Annotated in this window: 22 protein-coding genes; 7 read left to right on the top strand and 15 right to left on the bottom strand. The window is 42.1% G+C overall.

What is annotated here, in order from left to right:
• Positions 1–34: 34 nt before the first annotated feature.
• The 11 genes from atpG to asnC all read right to left on the bottom strand — a co-directional run bounded on the left by atpG (position 35) and on the right by asnC (position 9,622).
• Positions 35–898, bottom strand: coding sequence for a F0F1 ATP synthase subunit gamma (gene atpG / locus AACX68_RS12445; RefSeq protein WP_099110079.1), 864 nt, complete (start codon positions 896–898; stop codon positions 35–37).
• A 71-nt stretch (positions 899–969) separates the two neighbouring features.
• A complete protein-coding gene (atpA, locus tag AACX68_RS12440; protein WP_099110080.1) occupies positions 970–2,511 on the bottom strand; it encodes a F0F1 ATP synthase subunit alpha in 1,542 nt (513 codons plus the stop codon).
• A gap of 14 nt (positions 2,512–2,525) precedes the next feature.
• Positions 2,526–3,059, bottom strand: coding sequence for a F0F1 ATP synthase subunit delta (gene atpH, locus AACX68_RS12435; protein WP_228859353.1), 534 nt, complete (start codon positions 3,057–3,059; stop codon positions 2,526–2,528).
• A 12-nt stretch (positions 3,060–3,071) separates the two neighbouring features.
• Positions 3,072–3,542 carry a F0F1 ATP synthase subunit B gene (atpF, locus tag AACX68_RS12430; protein ID WP_099121043.1) on the bottom strand — a complete coding sequence of 157 codons (471 nt, stop codon included), beginning with the start codon at positions 3,540–3,542 and terminating at the stop codon, positions 3,072–3,074.
• A 54-nt stretch (positions 3,543–3,596) separates the two neighbouring features.
• A complete protein-coding gene (atpE, locus tag AACX68_RS12425) occupies positions 3,597–3,839 on the bottom strand; it encodes a F0F1 ATP synthase subunit C (RefSeq protein WP_038266976.1) in 243 nt (80 codons plus the stop codon).
• Between the two features lie 49 nt (positions 3,840–3,888).
• On the bottom strand, positions 3,889–4,713 hold the full coding sequence (gene atpB, locus AACX68_RS12420; protein WP_099110083.1) for a F0F1 ATP synthase subunit A: 825 nt from the start codon (positions 4,711–4,713) through the stop codon (positions 3,889–3,891).
• A 31-nt stretch (positions 4,714–4,744) separates the two neighbouring features.
• Entirely contained in the window at positions 4,745–5,122 is a 378-nt protein-coding gene (gene atpI / locus AACX68_RS12415) for a F0F1 ATP synthase subunit I (protein WP_099110084.1), read from the bottom strand.
• Between the two features lie 615 nt (positions 5,123–5,737).
• On the bottom strand, positions 5,738–6,352 hold the full coding sequence (gene rsmG, locus AACX68_RS12410; RefSeq protein WP_228859352.1) for a 16S rRNA (guanine(527)-N(7))-methyltransferase RsmG: 615 nt from the start codon (positions 6,350–6,352) through the stop codon (positions 5,738–5,740).
• 12 nt (positions 6,353–6,364) lie between these two features.
• Entirely contained in the window at positions 6,365–8,254 is a 1,890-nt protein-coding gene (gene mnmG, locus AACX68_RS12405) for a tRNA uridine-5-carboxymethylaminomethyl(34) synthesis enzyme MnmG (protein ID WP_228859351.1), read from the bottom strand.
• 373 nt (positions 8,255–8,627) lie between these two features.
• Positions 8,628–9,068 (bottom strand): FMN-binding protein MioC, encoded by a 441-nt coding sequence (gene mioC, locus AACX68_RS12400; protein WP_099121048.1) that lies wholly within the window; start codon positions 9,066–9,068, stop codon positions 8,628–8,630.
• A 92-nt stretch (positions 9,069–9,160) separates the two neighbouring features.
• Positions 9,161–9,622, bottom strand: coding sequence for a transcriptional regulator AsnC (asnC, locus tag AACX68_RS12395; protein WP_099110088.1), 462 nt, complete (start codon positions 9,620–9,622; stop codon positions 9,161–9,163).
• Positions 9,623–9,788: 166 nt separating this feature from the next.
• On the opposite strand from asnC, the gene asnA reads away from it, so the two are divergent.
• The gene (gene asnA, locus AACX68_RS12390) at positions 9,789–10,781 is read left to right on the top strand and encodes an aspartate--ammonia ligase (RefSeq protein WP_099121050.1); all 993 of its coding nucleotides are present in this window, start codon (positions 9,789–9,791) and stop codon (positions 10,779–10,781) included.
• A gap of 25 nt (positions 10,782–10,806) precedes the next feature.
• On the opposite strand, the gene viaA is transcribed toward asnA, so the two are convergent.
• Together viaA and ravA are read right to left on the bottom strand one after the other, a co-directional pair.
• Positions 10,807–12,264: an ATPase RavA stimulator ViaA gene (gene viaA / locus AACX68_RS12385; RefSeq protein WP_228859350.1), complete on the bottom strand. Its 1,458-nt coding sequence runs from the start codon at positions 12,262–12,264 to the stop codon at positions 10,807–10,809.
• 4 nt (positions 12,265–12,268) lie between these two features.
• The gene (ravA, locus tag AACX68_RS12380) at positions 12,269–13,771 is read right to left on the bottom strand and encodes an ATPase RavA (RefSeq protein ID WP_228859349.1); all 1,503 of its coding nucleotides are present in this window, start codon (positions 13,769–13,771) and stop codon (positions 12,269–12,271) included.
• A gap of 291 nt (positions 13,772–14,062) precedes the next feature.
• Between ravA and rbsD the strand changes: the two genes are divergently transcribed.
• The 6 genes from rbsD (at position 14,063) to rbsR (ending at position 19,959) form a co-directional block, all read left to right on the top strand.
• Positions 14,063–14,482: a D-ribose pyranase gene (rbsD, locus tag AACX68_RS12375; protein ID WP_228859348.1), complete on the top strand. Its 420-nt coding sequence runs from the start codon at positions 14,063–14,065 to the stop codon at positions 14,480–14,482.
• A 7-nt stretch (positions 14,483–14,489) separates the two neighbouring features.
• Positions 14,490–16,046, top strand: coding sequence for a ribose ABC transporter ATP-binding protein RbsA (gene rbsA / locus AACX68_RS12370; protein WP_228859347.1), 1,557 nt, complete (start codon positions 14,490–14,492; stop codon positions 16,044–16,046).
• A gap of 8 nt (positions 16,047–16,054) precedes the next feature.
• Positions 16,055–17,032, top strand: a complete 978-nt coding sequence (gene rbsC / locus AACX68_RS12365; RefSeq protein WP_228859346.1) for a ribose ABC transporter permease — start codon at positions 16,055–16,057, stop codon at positions 17,030–17,032.
• A 23-nt stretch (positions 17,033–17,055) separates the two neighbouring features.
• Positions 17,056–17,946 carry a ribose ABC transporter substrate-binding protein RbsB gene (gene rbsB, locus AACX68_RS12360; RefSeq protein WP_228859345.1) on the top strand — a complete coding sequence of 297 codons (891 nt, stop codon included), beginning with the start codon at positions 17,056–17,058 and terminating at the stop codon, positions 17,944–17,946.
• A gap of 78 nt (positions 17,947–18,024) precedes the next feature.
• Positions 18,025–18,954: a ribokinase gene (gene rbsK / locus AACX68_RS12355; RefSeq protein ID WP_228859344.1), complete on the top strand. Its 930-nt coding sequence runs from the start codon at positions 18,025–18,027 to the stop codon at positions 18,952–18,954.
• Between the two features lie 3 nt (positions 18,955–18,957).
• On the top strand, positions 18,958–19,959 hold the full coding sequence (gene rbsR, locus AACX68_RS12350; RefSeq protein WP_228859343.1) for a ribose operon transcriptional repressor RbsR: 1,002 nt from the start codon (positions 18,958–18,960) through the stop codon (positions 19,957–19,959).
• Positions 19,960–19,964: 5 nt separating this feature from the next.
• Here rbsR and mdtD read toward each other — a convergent pair whose 3' ends face one another.
• Complete coding sequence (gene mdtD, locus AACX68_RS12345; RefSeq protein ID WP_228859342.1) at positions 19,965–21,362, bottom strand: multidrug transporter subunit MdtD; 1,398 nt, start codon at positions 21,360–21,362, stop codon at positions 19,965–19,967.
• A 112-nt stretch (positions 21,363–21,474) separates the two neighbouring features.
• Positions 21,475–21,665: hypothetical protein (locus AACX68_RS12340; RefSeq protein ID WP_228859341.1), on the bottom strand; the 191-nt coding region annotated here is incomplete at its 5' end.

Genomic DNA, 21,665 nt, shown 5'->3' with positions numbered 1-21,665 from the left:
CTTGAATCCTCTACGTAATTCGTAAACCTAGCTGTTAAACCGCAGCTGCACCCGAAACGATTTCGGTGAGTTCCTGAGTAATGCTGGCCTGACGAGCTTTGTTGTAAACCAACTGCAACTCTTTGATCAGGTTGCCACCGTTATCAGTCGCGGCTTTCATCGCTACCATTCGTGCGGCCTGTTCACTAGCCAGGTTTTCAACGACGCCCTGATAAACTTGCGATTCTATATAGCGACGCAGCAAGGTATCCAACAGCGCCTTAGGATCTGGTTCATACAGATAATCCCAGGACTTCTTCTTCAGTGTTTCATCGTCTCCGGCTGGCAGAGGCAATAACTGAGTGATTGTCGGAACCTGAGACATTGTATTGTGGAACTTGTTTGTCACTATATACAGTTTATCCAGACGCCCTTCGTCATATGCTTGCATCATGACGCTGACTGGCCCGATCAATTCGGACAATGATGGGTTATCTCCCATCCCTGTAACCTGGGCAACAACGTTGCCACCAACAGAAGAAAAGAAAGAAACCGCTTTTGATCCAATAAGTGCCAAATCAACCTGGACTTTTTTATCAGACCAGTCTTTCATTTCTATCAGCAATTTTTTGAACAAGTTAATGTTCAAACCGCCACATAAACCACGGTCAGTAGAAACAACCACGTACCCAACGCGTTTAACTTCACGCTCTTCAAGGTATGGGTGTTTGTACTCCAGATTACCTAACGCAAGGTGTCCAATCACGCTGCGAATGGTATCTGCATAAGGACGGCTGGCCGCCATGCGGTCCTGCGTTTTACGCATTTTGGACGCGGCGACCATTTCCATCGCTTTAGTGATTTTCTGCGTGTTCTGCACACTGGCGATTTTGGTACGTATCTCTTTTGCGCCGGCCATTTCTGCTTCTCCGTATTCAACCAGACGGCCCGTGTTTTTTCATAAACAGAATCAAACAGGGCCGAATAGTGTTACCAGGACTGAGTCGCCTTGAAGGATTCCAACAGAGCTTTCAGCTTCGCTTCGATCTCTCCGTTGTAATCGCCAGACTGGTCAATCTCTTTCAGAAGATCAGCATGTTCATGGCTAGCATACGCCAACAGCGCAGATTCGAAACTGACCACTTTCGCGATTTCGACATCTTCCAGATAGCCACGCTCAGCAGCAAACAGAGACAGAGCCTGTTGTGCGATAGACATTGGCTGATACTGTTTCTGTTTCAACAGCTCAGTTACTTTCTGACCGTGATCCAGCTGCTTACGAGTCGCATCATCCAGATCAGATGCAAACTGGGAGAATGCCGCCAGTTCGCGGTACTGAGCCAGAGCAGTACGGATACCACCAGACAGTTTCTTGATAATCTTAGTCTGAGCAGCACCACCTACACGGGATACGGAAATCCCTGGGTTAACCGCCGGACGAATACCTGCGTTGAACAGAGCAGATTCAAGGAAGATCTGACCATCAGTAATGGAGATAACGTTTGTCGGTACGAATGCAGAAACGTCACCAGCCTGTGTTTCGATGATTGGCAGTGCTGTCAGAGAACCTGTTTTGCCTTTCACTTCACCATTGGTGTACTTTTCAACATATTCAGCGTTAACACGCGCTGCACGCTCCAACAGACGGGAGTGCAGATAGAAAACGTCACCAGGGAATGCTTCACGTCCAGGTGGACGGCGCAGCAACAGAGAAATCTGACGGTAAGCAACAGCCTGTTTAGACAGGTCATCGTAAACAATCAGGGCATCTTCACCACGATCACGGAAGTATTCACCCATTGCACAGCCAGAATATGGTGCCAGATATTGCAGGGCAGCAGATTCAGAAGCAGATGCAACAACAACAATAGTGTTTTTCAGTGCGTCATGCTCTTCCAGTTTACGAACTACGTTAGCAATAGTAGAGGCTTTCTGACCAATCGCTACGTAAATACATTTGATACCGGAATCACGTTGGTTGATGATCGCATCAATCGCCAGTGCAGTTTTACCTGTCTGACGGTCACCGATAACCAGCTCACGCTGACCACGGCCGATTGGGATCATGGCATCAACAGATTTGTAACCTGTCTGGACAGGCTGGTCAACGGATTGACGATCAATAACGCCCGGAGCGATAACTTCTACAGGTGAGAAACCATCATGCTCAACAGCGCCTTTACCATCGATTGGCTCACCCAGTGTGTTAACAACACGCCCCAGCAAACCACGACCAACAGGTACTTCCAAAATACGGCCAGTACATTTGACTTTCATGCCTTCGGCCAAGTCAGCATACGGACCCATAACAACCGCACCCACGGAGTCTCGCTCCAGGTTCAGTGCAATTGCATAACGGTTGCCAGGCAGTGCGATCATCTCACCCTGCATGACATCGGCTAAACCGTGGACACGAATGATACCGTCGTTAACGGAAACAATCGTACCTTCATTGTGAGCTTCGCTCACCACATTGAACTGAGCAATACGCTGTTTGATCAGTTCGCTGATTTCGGTGGAATTCAGTTGCATATGCTCCAGTCCCCTTAAGACTGCAAGACGTCTGTTAAACGATCCAGACGGCCACGAATACTGCCATCGATCACCATGTCACCCGCACGGATAATCACGCCGGCAATAACAGACTTGTCAATTTTGCAATTCAGCTTCACTTTGCGTGACAGACGTTTTTCCATCGCCGCAGAAATTTTAGCCTGCTGCTGCTCATTCAGTTCGGACGCAGATATCACTTCAACATCAATTGTTGATTCCAGTGATGCACGCAATTGGATAAATTGCAGGAAGACTTCTGGCAATACCAGCAAGCGACCATTTTCTGCCATGACACGAATAAAGTTACGAGCATGCTCATCTACCTGATCACCACATAAAGTGATAAAGGTATTGGCTAACGTTTCCGGTGCTAATGAACCGGAAAGCAGCTCACCAACCTGCTCATTGCGGGTTACCTCTGCAACGAACGCCAGCATGTTCTGCCAGTGTTCGAGAGATTGGTGTTCCACAGCAAAGTCAAAAGCTGCTTTGGCGTAGGGGCGAGCTACAGTAGCAAATTCAGACATGCCCCTCCCTCCTTACAGTTCAGCGACCAGTTTATCAACGATGTCGCTGTTAGCAGCTTCATCCACGGAACGTTCGATGATCTTCTCGGCACCTGCGATAGCCAACAGCGCAACCTGTTTACGTAGCTCTTCACGAACACGCTTGCTTTCAGCTTCAACTTCAGCATGAGCCTGCGCTACAATTTTGCTACGTTCCAGCTCAGCTTCAGCTCTTGCATCATCAATCATTTGGGCTCTTTGTTTATTAGCCTGTTCGATGATAGCGTGTGCGTCTGCTTTCGCTTTTTTCAGTTGGTCGGTCGCATTGGCTTGCGCTAAGTCCAGGTTCTTTTTAGCACGCTCTGCTGAAGCCAAACCGTCAGCAATTTCTTTCTGACGCTTTTCGATGGCCGCCATAATCGGTGGCCATACATACTTCATACAGAACAAAACAAACAGGACAAACGCGATGGCCTGGCCGAGGATTGTTGCGTTAATATTCACGGCACAATACCTCTATTTCAATTAATGAATCGGCTTAATTTTCAGTTCTGTAAGTTACTTGGTACCGACAGCGAACATCATATACAAGCCCAGGCCCACAGCGATCATCGGGATGGCGTCAACCAGACCCATAACGATAAAGAACTGAGTACGCAGCAGAGGGATCAGATCAGGCTGACGAGCTGCACCTTCCAAGAATTTGCCCCCAAGGATGCCGATACCGATCGCAGCACCGATAGCAGCCAAACCCATCAGAATAGCGGCAGCTATGTACAGCAGATCCATGTTTATATCCATGACAGTCTCCAGTTTGTTTCAGTTAAAACACTATTAATGATTGATAAAATTAATGCTCTTCAGATGCCATCGACAGATAAACAATCGTCAGAACCATGAAAATAAAGGCTTGTAACGTAATAATCAGTATGTGGAAAATCGCCCATGGTAAGCTGAGCATCCACTGTGACCAAAACGGTAAGAGAGCCGCAATAAGAATAAAGATCAGTTCGCCGGCATACATATTACCAAACAGTCGCAGACCGAGTGATATAGGTTTAGACAGCAAGCTAACCCCTTCCAAAATTAAGTTAATAGGAATAAACAGAGGATGATTGAAAGGCTGTAACCCCAGCTCTTTCGCAAAACCACCGATTCCTTTCATCTTAATGCTATAGAATAGGATGAGGACAAAGACGCCAAGCGCCATCGACATAGTGACACTAACATCTGCTGTTGGAACAATACGCAGAGCAGGCAGGCCGAAGACATGTTCACCGATTAAAGGAATAAGATCGATTGGCAGCAAATCCAATGCGTTCATCAAAAACACCCAGACGAACACAGTCAAAGCCAGAGGGGCAATCACTTTGCTCTTTCCGTGATACATATCACGAACAGTGTTATCAACGAAACCGATAATCATTTCTACTGCAGTCTGGAATTTACCCGGCACGCCAGCAGTGGCATTAACGGCAACCTTCCTGAATACAAACAGAAACAACATCCCTAATACGACGGAGAAAAAAAGCGAGTCAATGTTCAACGTCCAGAACGTCGCTTCATAGCCACTAGCTTGGGGATTGACCAACTCAAAGGTACGCAAGTCTAACTGAAGGTGTCTCAGGTGATGACTTATATACTCTGAAGTTGAAACTTCTCCTGATGCAGACATGATGCTTTTTACCCTTTTATTGTTAAAAACACTAACCGTTCATTACGGCAGGTGCGATTATCTGCACAATCAGCACCGCTAAATAGGCCACACCAAGTGGTGCAAATGCCGCCTTGAACACCCCTAAGGCAACTATCAGCATAGCTATCGAGGTGATAACTTTAACCCCTTCACCAATAGCGAAGAACCATGCAATGCGTACAGGTACACCCTCTTCTTTTACCTTTTGAAAGTGAGTGAGCAGCATAAAAATGACATTTGGCAGCCAAAATGCTAACCCACCGGCAAAAGCAGAAACGCCCCATTCGATACTTCTGGTATAAAAAGCCGCACTGAGAATAACAAAAGTCATTAACTGCAAAAGTAACAGTTTCAGTGCAATTTTACCGCTATAAAGGGATACAGACATGACTTTTGTTTTCTCCCTGAAGTACACCATTACATATCAGGCTTTGCTGAATGTTGTATAAAACTGTCTTTGCTTAAGAGTGTCAAGTGACAAAAACGTGCAAATTATACGGGCAGACGAAATGAATTCAATCCATAAGTAGCGAAAAAGTGAATAATAATTTAAATTTCTAACTTTGATGGTAGATTGCTCACAAATACTATTTAGTATTTTGTAACGTTTAATCTATCGAGCCCAAAAACAAACGTGATACATATCACATTCAATCAAAACATTAATACCGTTTATCATTAAATTTGTGATGGCTGCCTTTTATTTTTTCTATATAAAATCAATTAATTAATATTATAGCTATAAAGTTTTATTCAATATATCAGCAAAAAATCTTAAAGGTTTATTTTGAACACTTTCTCTAAAATTTATTTATAAAGAAAATGGATGTCTCTTCTTAGAAAGAACAATTTGCTCAATATAAAATGAAAGTTATTTTTCTGTGATCTGTCGGTAAATAAATATGAAAAGATAGGGAAGATAATTAGTAACGTCCGTAACAATATAACTGTGGCCGACGTCACTAATTATTTAAACTTTTATTGATAAACAACAAAATCTGTTTTACTTAAGTACCACCAAATGGCGCTGCCCTTCTTGCTCAGGAACCTGAAGCGGAATGACTGCATCAAGACTGATCCCCGAAGGTAACTGAGTCAGCTCCTCTTCCGGCACTATGCCTTTCAGCGCATAAAAGCGCCCATCAGTGTCTTTAGGAAGGTGATGGCACCATGACAGCATATCCTGCAAAGATGCAAAAGCCCTGCTGATCACTCCATCAAAAAGCACCTCAGGAGTGAATTCCTCAACTCTGCTTTGTACTGGCTCAACGTTAGTGAGCCCTAACTCATGTTGAACCTGGCGTAGAAAACGGACGCGTTTCCCCAAACTATCCAGTAAGGTGAAATGAGAGTCAGGCCGTACAATTGCCAGTGGAATGCCCGGTAAGCCGGGCCCTGTTCCAACATCAATAAAGCGGGTTCCCTGAAGAAATGGATTAACGACAATGCTATCCATAATATGGCGAACCAGCATTTGTTCCGGATCACGAACAGATGTCAGATTGTAAGCCTTGTTCCATTTGTTGAGCATATCAACGTAGGCAACAAGTTGCTGTTTTTGCTCCGACGATAAAATAATGTCTGTCTTCGCTAACAGCGATTCCAATTTGTTAAACAAAACCTTGTCCTCTTAGGCACTACGACGCAATAAACCCTGTTTTTTCAACCATACCAGCAAGATGGAGATCGCTGCCGGTGTAATGCCAGAAATACGTGAAGCCTGACCAATTGTACTTGGTTTATGGTCATTCAGTTTTGCAACAACTTCATTCGAAAGTCCGTTGACTTGTTTGTAATCAAGATCAACAGGCAATACTGTGTTTTCATTACGCAGCTGTTTTTCAATCTCTTCCAGCTGACGGGCAATATAACCTTCGTATTTAACCTGGATCTCAACCTGATCTGCCGCCTGAGGCTCAGCCAGCCCCGGTGAAAAACGTGGCATTGATGTGAGCAATTCGTAGTTCATTTCCGGGCGACGGAGTAAGTCTTCACCATTGGCTTCTTTGGACAATGGGGTTTTCAGAACTCGATTGATCTCATCCAGACTTTCAGAGTGTGGATGAACCCAGATATTACTCAGACGCTGGCGCTCTTGCTCGATCATTTCAACTTTACGGGAATAATGTTCCCAACGCAGATCGTCAACTAATCCTAGTTCACGGCCTTGTTCTGTCAAACGTAGATCAGCGTTATCTTCACGTAGCATCAAACGATATTCTGCGCGTGATGTGAACATCCGGTAAGGTTCTTTTGTTCCTAAGGTGCATAAATCATCAACCAGTACACCGATATAAGCCTGATCACGACGAGGGAACCAACCTTCTTCTTCAGTGGCATAACGGGCAGCATTTAGACCAGCCAATAACCCTTGAGCCGCGGCTTCTTCGTAACCAGTTGTGCCGTTGATCTGACCTGCAAAGAACAAACCATTAATAAATTTGCTTTCGAGCGTCTGTTTCAAATCCCGTGGATCGAAGAAGTCATATTCGATCGCGTAACCAGGGCGGATAATCCGTGCGTTTTCCATGCCTTTCATGGAGTGGACTATCTGCATCTGTACGTCAAATGGCAGACTGGTTGAAATCCCATTAGGATAAATTTCGTTGCTGGTAAGCCCTTCTGGCTCAAGGAAGATCTGATGCGCATTACGATCGGCAAAGCGCATCACCTTATCTTCGATAGAAGGGCAGTAGCGAGGGCCGATCCCTTCGATGATCCCCGCATACATCGGACTGCGATCCAAATTACTGCGGATCACTTCATGGGTTTTTTCGTTGGTATGAGTGATGTAACACGGGATCTGTTGTGGATGTTGATCCCTGTTTCCCATGAAGGAAAATACAGGTGTTGGATTATCACCAAATTGTTGTTCAAGTTGGCTGAAATCAATGGTTCTAGCATCGATACGAGGTGGTGTACCTGTTTTCAGTCGGGAAACGCGCAAAGGCAGTTCACGTAAACGATGTGATAAAGCGATCGCCGGAGGATCACCAGCACGTCCGCCGCTATAATTTTCCAGACCAATGTGAATTTTTCCATCAAGGAAAGTGCCGACTGTCAGAACAACTGATTTTGCCCTGAATTTCAGTCCCATGCGAGTAACAACACCGGTAACAGTGTCATTTTTCACGATGAGATCTTCAACTGACTGTTGGAAGATCATCAAGTTAGGCTGGTTTTCCAGTGCAGTTCTTACAGCCTGTCGATACAGTACACGATCAGCTTGTGCGCGTGTTGCACGAACTGCCGGGCCTTTGCTGGCATTAAGTGTTCTGAACTGAATACCAGCCAGATCCGTTGCTTTTGCCATTAGGCCGCCAAGTGCATCGATCTCTTTTACCAGATGCCCTTTACCGATCCCACCAATGGCTGGATTACATGACATCTGGCCCAAAGTATCAATATTGTGAGTCAGTAATAAGGTTTGACGCCCCATACGTGCGGCTGCCATTGCTGCTTCAGTACCAGCGTGACCACCGCCGATAATGATGACGTCAAAATGTTCTGGATAAAACATGTGCGAACCTTCAATTGTAAGAATGCTAGTTTGCATTGGGGAGAGAATTCTACTCAAGTTTGGTCGTTAGACCAAGTAGGAGTGATCGTCATTATTTAAAATAAGATCTTTTTATTTAAAGATCTCTTTATTAGATCTTTTATTAGGATCGCGATCATCTGTGGATAAGTGGATTTTCCATAGAAAGATCATGATGCTGAAAAGGATCATTTGTTGTGAATGATCCGTGATCCAACTCAGTATAAGCTGGGATCTAAATGGCTAGTTATACACAGCCATTAGATTGAAACACGTTTATTAAATGGATAACTACGGGTTAACCCCTGCTTTTTAGCTAAGTTATCCACAGTTGATCGCTAAAAAATTAATCTGATCAGAGTAACTTCGCCCATTCTTTGACCCATTTTTCTGCTGGATCTTCCGGAATTTCGTGTTGCAGGATGTCTATTTCCAGTCGATCGCCGATCCTTTTTGCCTGCTGATCTTCTAATAATTGTTCCAATGATCTTATTGCACCACAAAATGTGTCATATTCTGAACTTCCAATCCCAACAGCGCCAAATGTTACAAGACTCAGATCAGGTTTCTGCTGTGCGATCTCATCGGCGAGAGGTTGAAGATTTTCAGGTAAATCCCCTGCCCCATGTGTTGATGTGACGACAATCCATAGCCCATTCAGAGGTAAATCATCCAGTGAAGGGCCATGTAGTATCTCTGTTGAAAAACCAAGATTATCCAAGATCTCTGCCATATGCTCAGCAACGTATTCAGCGCTGCCCATTGTGCTTCCGCTGATTAAGGTTATCGTGCTCATCATGATCCTTGCTAAATTTAAAGAGCAACTATTGTACGTTGTGAGTCTGTCGGGATCTACCTGTGGATAATATGGTTATAGGTTTTTAAGGATCAGGGTTTGATAGTCCTCATGATCGGGTTTTGTAGTGAGATCAGTGTTTCCGTTGACTGTATTTCGTCAATAGTTTGGATCTTGTTAATAAGTACATCTTGAAGAGATTCAATAGACCGGCACATGACTTTGATAAAAATACTGTAATGCCCTGTTGTGTAATAAACTTCAACGACTTCATCCAGCATATCGAGCTTTTGTAATGCTGCTGGGTAGTCTTTCGCGCTTTTCAGGATGATGCCAATAAAGCAGCATACGTCAAACCCAAGTTGTTTAGCACTAATATCAACCCGAGTGCCCGAAATAATTCCCGCCTGCTTCATTTTTTCTACGCGGACATGGATCGTGCCGGGGCTGACTGCGAATTTTTTGGCTAGTTCAGCGTAGGGTGTACGCGCGTTATCCATTAAAGCATGAAGTATGTCTCGGTCTAAATTATCGATCTGATAAATTTCTGCCATTTTTAATCCCTATTTTTAAATGATATTCATTTTTATAGTGTAAAAATTATCGTTTATCTGCATTAGTGTATATTTTTATTATCAGATATTGAATTTATACTCTGTTTTGTTGCTTAATATATATCAACAGGACACAGGGTCACTAAAAAATTTAGAGAGCAGCATCATGAAAACATCCTTTATTGAAAAACAGCAGCAGATTAGTTTTGTGAAATCTTACTTTTCACGTTTGCTAGAGAAGCAACTTGGTTTAATCGAAGTACAGGGGCCAATTCTGAGCCGTCTTGGTGATGGTACGCAGGATAACCTGTCAGGCCACGAAAAAGCGGTACAGGTGAAGGTTAAGACACTGCCTGATGCTACGTTTGAAGTGGTTCATTCTCTGGCTAAATGGAAACGTAAGACACTAGGTCGCTTTGGTTTTCAGGCAGAACAAGGATTGTATACGCATATGAAGGCTCTGCGTCCTGATGAGGATCGCCTGACTCCTATCCATTCGGTCTTTGTTGATCAGTGGGATTGGGAAAAAGTAGTGGGTGAAGGTTGCCGCTCACTCGATTATTTAAAACAGACAGTGGGTAAAATCTACGAAGCGATAAAAGAAACACAACAAGCAGTAAGTAAGGAATTTGGTCTGGCACCGTTCCTGCCAGATCAAATTCACTTCATGCACAGTGAAGAGCTTCTGAAACGTTACCCAGATCTGGATGCCAAAGGTCGTGAGCGTGCGGCTGCAAAAGAATTTGGTGCTGTTTTCCTGATGGGAATCGGCGGTAAGCTGTCTGATGGTCAGGCACATGATGTTCGTGCACCGGACTATGACGATTGGACAACAACAAACAGCGATGGTTTCCTTGGCCTGAACGGTGACATTATCGTCTGGAACCCTGTTTTGCAGGATGCTTTTGAAATTTCTTCAATGGGGATCCGTGTTGATGCTGAAGCACTGGAGCGTCAGCTTGCGCTGTCCGGTGATGAAGATCGCTTGCAGTACGACTGGCACCAGTCTCTGCTGAAAGGTGAGATGCCACAGTCTATCGGTGGTGGTATTGGTCAGTCCCGTTTAGTGATGCTGTTGCTGCAAATGGCACATATTGGTCAGGTTCAGTGTGGTGTTTGGTCACCAGAAGTGATTGAATCTGTCGAAGGTGTCCTGTAAGTCGGTTTTTGAAAGGATTAAGTTTTCAGTGCTGCCACTTTCGCAGTAAACGGCTTGTAATCCCGGTATCAAAGCGCCAGATGTAATCAAATATTCGCATGATACCGGGTTTCCCGTAATTGGACAGGGAGACCGCATGGAAGCGGTGTTGTTGGTGCTGTTGCAGATTTTGTACCTGATGGATTAGATCACCCGGTAAACGCTGGGCAATGAAATCTGAAATTACAACAGCGTCAGCATCTTTCCAGATGTATGTTTCCATTTTTCCTATTGCCGTTTTCAGGCAGAAGGCCAGATCAGTTCCTCCCCTGAATGTTTGCCCCAGAAAATTCACTGCCTGAGTCAGCCCATTCTGGGATGTTAAGTCATAATGAATGATATCTGTGGAAAACAGCATGATATGACACTGGCGGTTATCAGCCAGTGCGATACGCATCAAAGCAAGGCAAAATGCTTTTGCACAGTGTTCATTGAAGCCCCCCATCGAACCGGAAGTATCCACACAGACAATAAATGGTCCTCTGGGCTGCTTTTCGTTGTGATGATGAATAGCAGGTTTTAAAACAGTTTTTGTTTGCCAACTGTTTCCCTGCAAGTGATAGGTCAGCAGTTTTTTTTCAACTAGTCGACGATAAAATTCGTACTCCAATTCTTCAATCCCTAACATGGCCAGCTCTGTAGGCAGAATTCTCAGAATATCATCACTTTGTTGAAGTCCGCTGACTTGCTCTGGCACGGTATCGGGAATACATTCAGTTTGGGTAAATGGTTCCAGAATTGGGCTGTCTTTAGGTAATGATTTGGCGGTTTGACTGCGGCCCAATCGTTGAGCTAACTGCTCAAGTTCGGGCTGCTGTCTGAGAAATTCAGCATATTGAGTTAATAGCGATATGTTATGTTCTGTAGGCTGAGATTGGCCTTTGCTCATATCCCATAGGCACCCCGCAGCTTGATCATTTTCATTGAAGATAGGAGCAAGATGATTTGCTATTACTAATCGTTTCTGGATCTCTGTCAGAAAAAGATCCTTTTCTTGTTCCAATAATGTCTTATGAATCGTCGTCGTTTGCTGGATCAGACATGTGCGCCAGCGTTGAATAAACAATATGTGCTCGGCTTTGCTGCCCTGAAATGATCGCTGACATAATTTATAAGCATCAGTAGCAAAAGGGGATTGAATTTTTTCTATCTTTTCAACAAGGTGAGGTAATTTCTGAAAAAACTCAGCAGGTTCCATTATTGTTACTTGTTGATATAAATTAAATTCCTCAGCCAGAGGTGAAGGAATAAGGGTTTCCTCGATCCTTTGCTGCAATGTTTTCCGCCAGTCTGGTATTTCTTTCAGCAATGCTTGTTTTATTCCGGGAGAATTTTCAAAGAAGATGATCAATTGAGGAGTGTTTAACAATCCTAATATGATTTCCTCGATCAAATCGCTTTCATTTATGGCGAGTAGAAGATCGAGCGCAGGCAGAGTTAGCATGTCATTACCCCATTTTTGATCTCAATTTCTGAAGCTCCTCGGTTAATTGGGAAAAACTGTGCTCAATATCAGCTAGCCAATGTGGCTCGATAAATAAACAGGGCTGATGCTGGCTAAACAATTGGTGCTGGTGTTGGATTTCATCGCCAATTGATAATAGTTTTTCCTTCCACTGTATCTGCTCTTTTTTCAGGGTTATCTGTTTTTGTTCAGATAGACATAACACTGCACTATTTCGGCTGATATCCAGCATTTCAATTTGATTTTTTTTGTTAATTTCAAAAGGAATTTTTTGTGGAAAACCAATTCCATTTAACCGGACAGATAAAGTGTCACTGTTCTTTTTAAGGGACTTTTCCAGATGAGATTTATCTACTTCGATAAAATTAACAGCGAGATCATGTAAATTTAATGAAGGTGACAGAAATAGTGTCAGCTTCTCACCACTTATATTTTCAGGAAGCAAATAGTGAGTATGGTGACCAAAAACTGATAATTTTGTGGTTAGCTGTAAAGGTGGATGAGGGTTTTTATCTTGTCTGGCTTTCATCCACTGTTGGTATAGCACTTCCATTTTGTGGGTTAAAGAGCGTTGTTGATAAGCTTGTTCTGTCAGTAAATTATGCAGAAGTTGAGGGGTAAGTTTTAAAGTATTCAGATCGTGCCATAGGCAGTCTTTTAGTAGAACGAGATCCAGGGGAGATATAGAGTTTCTTCCACTGAAAAAAGCACTGGCCTGTAACAAACGAATAGATTTTTTCCATCGACGATCCGAGGTGTGAGGCGTATTTTCCATAGCATTAATTTGCTGACGCAGCTGATAGATCAACTCGAAAATAGGGATCGGAAGGGAGATGTGGCTGATTTTACCCTGCCATTGATCAAGCTCTTCATTGGTAATTTGAAAGTGATCGGGTACAGGATTGGTATTTTCATTGCTGTGATCTGTGAGTAAAGCATGAAAACTTTTCTTTTCCTGAATATTATCCAGCCAAAGCCGGATCAGAATGCGATCATAAAGTGCTTCCAGGCCATTATTGGCATCAGGTAGTTCATTAGAAGCGGTGATCAATAACCTCATTGGTAACTGTTCTTCCTGATTACCATTTCTGAATTTTTTTTCATTTATTGCTGTCAGGAGCGTGTTCAAAATAGCAGGCCCTGCTTTCCAGATTTCATCTAGAAAAACAATTTCTGCTTCAGGTAAATAACCTTCAGTAAGACGCTGGTAACGCCCTTCATCTTTTAACGCCTGAATAGAGAGAGGGCCGAAAATTTCTTCCGGGGTGGAAAAACGTGTCATCAGATATTCGAAATGACGGGCATTCTGAAAAGCAAATTTTATCCGACGCGCGATCAGGCTTTTGGCTATGCCCGGAGGTCCGAGAAGGAAAACACTTTCTCCACATAAAGCAGCCAGCAGACAAAGCCGGATGGTCTGTCGTCTTTCATACAGCCCACTTTCCAGATACTGACTTAGCCGGGATATTTTCTCAACCAATTGCATATCGTGAACACCATAGCTCAAATAGTAACTGTTCTTTATTTATAGGTAAAAAACTATCTATGCAAAGGTTTTGATGAATATTTGTTGAATTTTTGTTGTTTATGAAAAGTTCATTTATAAAATCGATTCAGCTTAACTTATTAAATAAATTTATTTTTTTTGTTGAATGTACACTTCAAGTAAACGTTTTAATGTTGATCACATTTTCGTCTTAATCATGTTGTTTTTGATGTATCTCTTAATATGATTAGTTGTTAGCGAAACGTTTCGCTAATGGAGTTTACATAATAAATGAAAAAAGGCGTTTTACTGAATTCTGATATTTCTGCGGTCATTTCTCGTTTAGGGCATACAGATCAGATTGTGATTAGTGATGCCGGCCTGCCAATACCTAGCTCTACTCAGAGAATTGATTTAGCGTTAACCCAGGGAATACCTGATTTATTATCTGTATTGGATGTAGTTGTTCAGGAAGTACAAGTCGAAGCCGCCATTTTGGCGGCTGAGATTATTGAACATAATCCTCAGGTACATGAACAAATTATTAAATGTATTACAGAAATTGAGATAAAACAGGGAAATACAATCACGATAGAATATGTCAGCCATCATATTCTGAAAGAAAAAACAGAAAAGAGCAAAGCAGTGATCCGTACGGGGGAATGCTCACCTTATGCCAATGTACTTCTTTGTTCTGGTGTAATCTTCTGAGGTTAGTATGGAACCATTGCTGGAGTTAAGTGGGATCGATAAATCTTTTCCAGGGGTCAAAGCTTTGTCAGGTGCAACATTGCGAGTTTATCCTGGGAAAGTTATGGCATTGGTAGGAGAAAATGGTGCAGGAAAATCCACCATGATGAAGGTACTGACTGGTATCTATACTAAGGATGCTGGCTCAATTCGTTACCTTGGAAAGGATGTGGTTTTTTCCGATCCTAAAGCATCTCAGGAAGCCGGCATTGGAATTATTCATCAGGAGCTGAACCTTATTCCACAACTGACTATCGCGGAAAATATTTTTCTGGGGCGTGAATTTGTCAATCAGTTGGGAATTATCAATTGGAAAAGAATGTATAAGGAAGCGAATTATCTGCTGAAAAAGTTAAATATCAGTAGTAATAGTCATCGCTTGGTGTCTGAATTATCTATCGGTAATCAGCAACTGATTGAAATTGCTAAGGCACTCAGTTTCCAGTCTAAAGTCATCATTATGGATGAACCAACGGATGCCCTGACCGATACTGAAACTGAGTCTTTATTCCAAATTATACGAGAATTGAAAGCCCAGGGATGTGGTGTTGTCTATATTTCTCACCGCTTGAAAGAAATTTTTGAAATTTGCGATGATGTTACCGTATTTCGTGATGGTCAATTCATTGGTGAGCAACCAGTTTGTACACTGAAAGAAGACTCATTGATAGAAATGATGGTGGGGCGAAAGCTGGAAGAGCAATACCCTCGTTTGGGTTTGCTTCGTGGGAAAAAACGATTAGAGGTCGTAAATTTATCTGGTTCTGGGATTAAAAATGTTAGTTTCTCGCTAAATAGAGGAGAAATTCTCGGAATATCTGGGTTGATGGGAGCCGGTCGTACTGAATTAATGAAGGTTATTTATGGTGCATTACCGAAAATTGAAGGTGAAATTAGATTAGATGGTAACACCTTAATAATTCGTAATCCACAGGAGGGACTATCCAACGGCATTGTCTATATATCAGAAGATCGCAAGAGTGATGGATTAGTATTGGGGATGTCAGTAAAAGAGAATATGTCTCTCACAGCCTTACGTTACTTCAGCCGAACACCCTGTCGTTTATGCCACTCCGCTGAACAAAAATCTGTTTCTGATTTCATCAAATTATTCAATATCAAAACTCCATCAATGGAACAACCAGTTGGGCTGCTTTCAGGCGGTAATCAACAGAAAGTTGCAATTGCTCGTGGTTTAATGACTCGTCCAAAAGTCCTGATCCTTGACGAACCGACAAGAGGGGTTGATGTAGGGGCGAAGAAAGAGATTTATGAATTAATTAATCAGTTTAAAAAAGATGGATTGAGTATCATTTTAGTCTCTTCGGATATGCCTGAAGTGGTAGGAATGAGTGATCGAATTCTGGTGATGTATGAAGGTAGTATAAGTGGGGAATTTAGTTCGGATAATTTATCTCAGGAATCGTTGATGGCAGCAGCTGTTGGTAAACAATATACCCCTGATAATTTATTTCAGAATGAATTAACTGTAAGTAATACAACACAGTGCTCAAATAGTGGTTAAAAATGATAATGGACATAAATTCTAGTGAAAAACTAACCACCAGACGGTGGATTACAAAAACAAGGTTAATGGAACAGAAATCACTAATTGCACTATTAATATTGATTGCTGTTGTTTCCTCTTTCAGTCCCAATTTTTTTACTCTGAATAATCTCTTTAATATTCTCCAGCAAACCTCTGTCAATGCCATTATGGCAGTGGGAATGACATTGGTAATTTTAACCTCAGGGATAGATTTATCTGTTGGTTCTCTATTAGCACTGACAGGCGCTGTAGCTGCTTCAATGATTGGTAATGATGTCAATGCATTGTTAGCTGTGGTGGGAACTTTAACTCTTGGGGCTACAATTGGTGCATGCACCGGATTTATCATCTCGAAAGGTAAAGTTCAGGCATTTATTGCAACTCTGGTTATGATGTTGTTATTGCGTGGTGTAACCCGTGTGTATACCGATGGAAGCCCAATCAATACAGGCTTTAATGACAATGCAGATTTATTGGGTTGGTTTGGTATTGGACGTCCATTGGGAATACCGACCCCAGTTTGGATTATGCTGCTGGTTTTCATCGTTGCTTGGTTCATCCTTCATCATACTCGCCTTGGCCGTTATATTTATGCTTTAGGTGGAAATGAATCTGCAACACGTTTGTCAGGTATTAACGTTGATAAAATAAAAATAATTGTTTATTCCTTATGTGGTTTATTGGCAGCATTGGCCAGCATTATAGAAGTAGCCCGACTATCTTCTGCTCAGCCTATGGCTGGAAGTGGTTATGAACTGGATGCCATTGCTGCTGTGGTTCTGGGAGGAACCAGCCTGGCGGGAGGTAAAGGCCGGATTATAGGCACATTGATTGGTGCACTGATTTTAGGTTTTTTAAATAATGGTCTGAATTTATTAAATATTTCTTCTAACTATCAAATGATCGTCAAAGCAGTTGTTATTTTACTGGCGGTCTTAGTTGATAACAAAAGTAGTAAATAATCTTACCCTACAGGAAAAACAACATGAAATTGAAGAAATTGGTAACTGTTTTATCTGCGGTTACCTTGTATGTTGCTATGAGTGCTAATGCTTTGGCAAAAGACTCCATAGCATTGGTAATTTCAACATTGAATAACCCTTTCTTTGTCACGATGAAAGATAGTGCAAAGAAAGAAGCAGATAAACTGGGATATAACCTGATTATTCTAGATTCACAAGATAATCCAGCTAAAGAGCTAGCTAATGTACAGGATTTAATTGTTCGTGGTACTAAATTGATGTTGATTAATCCAACAGATTCAGATGCTGTTGGTAATGCAGTCATGATGGCAAATAACGCAAATATACCGGTTATTACCCTTGATCGTATAGCTAACAAAGGAAATGTTATCAGCCATATTGCTTCTGATAACCGCTTGGGAGGCCAAATGGCAGGAAATTTTATTGCCGAAAAATTAGGTAGTAAGGTGAAAGTTATTCAGCTAGAAGGTATTTCTGGTACTTCGGCAGGGCGTGAGCGTGGAGAAGGGTTTGCTCAGGCAGCTAAAAAACACCAATTTGATATGCTGGCTAGCCAACCGGCTGATTTCGATCGTACAAAAGGGCTTAATGTCATGCAGAATCTGTTGACTGCGCAACCTTCAGTACAGGCAGTCTTTGCCCAAAATGATGAAATGGCACTAGGTGCACTGCGTGCATTACAGACCGCAGGGAAAAAAGATGTCTTAGTTGTTGGATTTGATGGGACTGACGATGGAATAAAAGCAGTCGAGGCAGGTAAATTAGATGCTACTATTGCACAGCGCCCTGATAAGATCGGTATTATTGGTATTCAGACTGCAGATAATGTACTGAAAGGTAACAAAGTTGATGCCACAATTCCGGTCGAATTGGAATTGGTTATTAAAGAATAGATCTTATTAAGGTGAGGTGATTAGTTCCAATTATCTACATTTTCATTGAACAGGAATTATGAAACAGGAATAAATGTAATGAGTGTGGCAAAACTAGCAGTGATGGGCAGTATTAATGTCGATCATATATTGAACCTCAAATTTTTTCCTCAGCCAGGAGAAACTGTACAGGGAAAACAGTATCAGGTGGCATTCGGCGGAAAAGGAGCAAATCAGGCGGTTGCTGCTGGTCGCTGTGGAGCTGATATTACATTTATTGCCTGTGTTGGTCAGGACGATGTTGGTAAAAATATCTGCCAACAATTGGGGAAAGATAATATTAATACTTCTGCAATTAGGATGATAGAAGGTGAATCAACTGGTGTCGCACTGATTTTTGTTAATCAGCAGGGCGAAAATATTATTGGCATCAATGCGGGTGCGAATGGATCACTTACACCTGAATGTATCCATCATCATGAAGTAGTGATCAAAGAAGCTGATGCTCTGTTGTTACAACTTGAAATACCGTTGAATACTGTCCTACTGGCTGCGGAGATGGCGAAAAAACATCTAACTAAAGTGATCCTGAATCCTGCTCCAGCACAAGAAGTATCAGATAAGCTACTTTCTTTGGTGGATATTATCACTCCTAATGAAACAGAAGCAGAGCATCTGACCGGAATTGCAATAACAGATAATACTGAAGCAGGAAAAGCAGCTCAGTTTTTGCATGATAGAGGTATTGAAACAGTTATCATCACGTTGGGTAGTCGCGGAGTATGGCTTAGCGAACAAGGTAAACAAGGAAAAGTGATTTCTGGGTTTCCGGTAAAAGCTATTGATACGATTGCTGCAGGAGATACATTTAATGGAGCTTTGGTTACAGGGTTGTTAGAAGGTAAAGACATTTTGTCTGCAATTCGTTTTGCTCATGCAGCAGCAGCGATAGCCGTGACTCGTCGCGGTGCACAGCCTTCAATTCCATGGCGAAGTGAAATTGATGCATTTCTGGCTGAACAGGGCTAATCCGTGGCGACCATGAAGGATGTTGCCCGTATTGCGGGCGTATCGACATCGACAGTTTCTCATGTCATTAACGATAATCGTTATGTCAGTGAAAGTGTGAAAAAGAGAGTCCATGCTGCTATTGAGGAATTAAATTACGCTCCTTCTGCATTGGCAAGAAGTTTGAAAATAAAACAAACCAAAACTATTGGTATGCTAGTGACAACCAGTGATAACTCATTTTATTTTGAGGTTGTCAGAGGAGTTGAAAGAAGTTGTTACGAGCGAGGCTATAGTTTAATCCTATGTAATACTGAAGGTGATTCAGTACGGTTAACCCGAAATATGGAAACATTGTTGCAAAAGCGGGTTGATGGTTTATTGATCATGTGCTCAGAGCATCAATCTATATCTAAGGATTTTTTGCTGCGATATCCACTCGTACCTATTGTTACAATGGACTGGTCTCCTTTTGATGCCTCTAGTGATGTTATTAAAGATAATTCACTAATAGGAGGAGAGCTGGCGACAAATTATCTAATTAATAAGGGATTTCGTAAAATAGCTTGTATTGCTGGTCCACAGGATAAAACACCCGCTGTACAACGTTTATCTGGATATCAAAAAGCAATGCAAAATGCTGGGATTGAAATTCTTGATGGTTACGAAATTTACAGCAACTTTGAGTTTTCAGGTGGTTTTTCATCAATGAAGCAATTACTACAATTGTCTGATCCTCCTGAAGCCGTCTTTGTTGGTAATGATGCTATGGCCATTGGAGTTTATCAGGCCCTATATCAAGCAGGGATTTCTATTCCTGAAGATATATCTGTTATTGGTTATGATGATATTTCTATAGCTTCCTATCTGACACCTCCACTAACAACCATCCATCAACCAAAAGATGAATTAGGTAAGTTAGCCATCGATATGCTGCTTTACCGAATGGATAATCCAGATAGTAAGCCAAAACAATTAGTATTGACACCAGAACTTATTGAACGAAATTCAGTACGTGAGCGTTGATAACATCATTTTTTAGGTCGCTTTTTCTTAACTAAGTTGATGCCATCCTCTTTCTTTAAGAGCAGAAAGATAAAGGCAGAAGTTAGCGTAATCATACCTATCGTAATAAAGGTATAGTGAAAGTTATCTATAGTAGAACCATAATTTTCCGCGTCATAAAACCGCAGGATTGCCGCACTGACTGTGACCCCTAAGCTAATGGATAATTGTTGGGCTACAGACAGCAGGCTATTCCCGGTACTTGCATTATTATCGTTTAAGTCACCAAGAGTAATTGTGTTCATCGCTGTAAATTGAGTAGACATAACCATTCCCAATATAAATAGAGGGATAATCAAAAACACGAGTGACACTTCTGGTGATTGCAGCGAAAACTGAGCAATCATGAGACCGATAAGGATTGTGATCCAGAGTAAGGTATTTCGGTATCCGAATCGTGACAGTATTCGAGAGACAAAAGATTTGGCTAGAATAGCGCCAATGGCATTCGGTGCCATCATAATGCCTGCAATAATAGCTGAATAACCGAAACCTACCTGTAGCATCAGCGGAATAAGAAAAGAAAGTGATCCCGTGCTTAAACGCGTTGCAATATTACTGCCGATACCAACCGAGAATGTCCTTGTTTCAAATAAACTAAGACTGATAAGTGGATTGGGATGCCTTTTGGCATAAAAGCAATACCCGAAGAGCAGCATAATCCCTGAAGCGAATACTACAGCTGGAACATAGTTCGGTAATGAGCTATTACCAAATAAATCCAGACTGACTGAAATCATCACTAAGCTTGAACTGAACATCACGAATCCCGCAAAATCAAAGGGACTTTTTGGCATAGTAAAGTTGGGCATATGTTTTTTGGCGTAAATAATGCCTAGTAAGCCAATGGGGATATTGATAATGAATATCCAGTGCCAAGTTGCATAAGTTACTAATACCCCACCAAGCAGAGGCCCTAAAATAGGGCCTACTAATCCGGGCATCGTGACAAAATTCAGCACAGATAATAGTTCGCTGCGCGGATAAGCCCGTAATAAAGCCAAACGAGCAACGGGCATCATCATTGCGCCGCCTATCCCCTGCACAACGCGTGAAATGACTAAAAAAGAAAGTGAGCTGGATAGTGCACAGGCAAGAGAACCTAAAGAAAATAAGGATACTGCATAAATGAAAACCCGCCGGGTGCCAAACCTATCTGCTAACCAACCACTGACGGGGATCAACATTGCTACAGTTAATGTGTAACTGACAATCGCTGGCTGCATTGCTAATGGAGAGTGGTTTAGGCTTTTTGCAATTGCCGGAAGTGCGGTATTCAGGATTGTTGCATCCAGGGATTGCATAAAAAAAGCCATTGCTGCAATCCAAGGCAATCCGGACATGCTGCGCGCAGATTTGACCATTAGATGTCCTGTGATGTTGTCATGATGATTATTTGGTAACTAAGTATCATTTTAATGCATAAAAATATACCCAGTAGATTTCTAGTTTTGCCACATGAATTTTAAAACCGCTTTAGATGTCATCAATAATTGAATTTAAAATGAACATTTTTGCTGAATTTGTTGAAAAAAAAAACGAACGAAAAAAAAATGCAAAAAAACTATTGTCAGGGCCGAAAAACTCCCTATAATGCGCCACCACTGACCGACGCTGAGCTGAGACACGCCGCGAAGGACAGCGGAACGAAAGCGAAAATAAACGCT

Source organism: Xenorhabdus sp. PB61.4 (assembly GCF_963894935.1).
GTDB classification, from domain to species: Bacteria; Pseudomonadota; Gammaproteobacteria; order Enterobacterales; family Enterobacteriaceae; genus Xenorhabdus; species Xenorhabdus stockiae.
This window is presented reverse-complemented; position numbering and strand designations above follow the sequence as displayed.

Excerpts from the sequence above, each read along its gene's own strand:
- rbsB (WP_228859345.1), top strand. The coding sequence starts at position 17,056 with ATGAAATTGAAGAAATTGGTAACTGTTTTATCTGCGGTTACCTTGTAT.
- rbsC (WP_228859346.1), top strand. The coding sequence starts at position 16,055 with ATGGACATAAATTCTAGTGAAAAACTAACCACCAGACGGTGGATTACA.
- atpB (WP_099110083.1), bottom strand. The coding sequence starts at position 4,713 with ATGTCTGCATCAGGAGAAGTTTCAACTTCAGAGTATATAAGTCATCAC.
- asnA (WP_099121050.1), top strand. The coding sequence starts at position 9,789 with ATGAAAACATCCTTTATTGAAAAACAGCAGCAGATTAGTTTTGTGAAA.
- mdtD (WP_228859342.1), bottom strand. The coding sequence starts at position 21,362 with ATGGTCAAATCTGCGCGCAGCATGTCCGGATTGCCTTGGATTGCAGCA.
- atpI (WP_099110084.1), bottom strand. The coding sequence starts at position 5,122 with ATGTCTGTATCCCTTTATAGCGGTAAAATTGCACTGAAACTGTTACTT.
- atpG (WP_099110079.1), bottom strand. The coding sequence starts at position 898 with ATGGCCGGCGCAAAAGAGATACGTACCAAAATCGCCAGTGTGCAGAAC.
- rbsD (WP_228859348.1), top strand. The coding sequence starts at position 14,063 with ATGAAAAAAGGCGTTTTACTGAATTCTGATATTTCTGCGGTCATTTCT.
- mnmG (WP_228859351.1), bottom strand. The coding sequence starts at position 8,254 with ATGTTTTATCCAGAACATTTTGACGTCATCATTATCGGCGGTGGTCAC.
- asnC (WP_099110088.1), bottom strand. The coding sequence starts at position 9,622 with ATGGCAGAAATTTATCAGATCGATAATTTAGACCGAGACATACTTCAT.
- atpE (WP_038266976.1), bottom strand. The coding sequence starts at position 3,839 with ATGGATATAAACATGGATCTGCTGTACATAGCTGCCGCTATTCTGATG.
- rbsA (WP_228859347.1), top strand. The coding sequence starts at position 14,490 with ATGGAACCATTGCTGGAGTTAAGTGGGATCGATAAATCTTTTCCAGGG.
- rbsK (WP_228859344.1), top strand. The coding sequence starts at position 18,025 with ATGAGTGTGGCAAAACTAGCAGTGATGGGCAGTATTAATGTCGATCAT.
- atpA (WP_099110080.1), bottom strand. The coding sequence starts at position 2,511 with ATGCAACTGAATTCCACCGAAATCAGCGAACTGATCAAACAGCGTATT.
- atpH (WP_228859353.1), bottom strand. The coding sequence starts at position 3,059 with ATGTCTGAATTTGCTACTGTAGCTCGCCCCTACGCCAAAGCAGCTTTT.
- viaA (WP_228859350.1), bottom strand. The coding sequence starts at position 12,264 with ATGCTAACTCTGCCTGCGCTCGATCTTCTACTCGCCATAAATGAAAGC.
- ravA (WP_228859349.1), bottom strand. The coding sequence starts at position 13,771 with ATGCAATTGGTTGAGAAAATATCCCGGCTAAGTCAGTATCTGGAAAGT.
- mioC (WP_099121048.1), bottom strand. The coding sequence starts at position 9,068 with ATGAGCACGATAACCTTAATCAGCGGAAGCACAATGGGCAGCGCTGAA.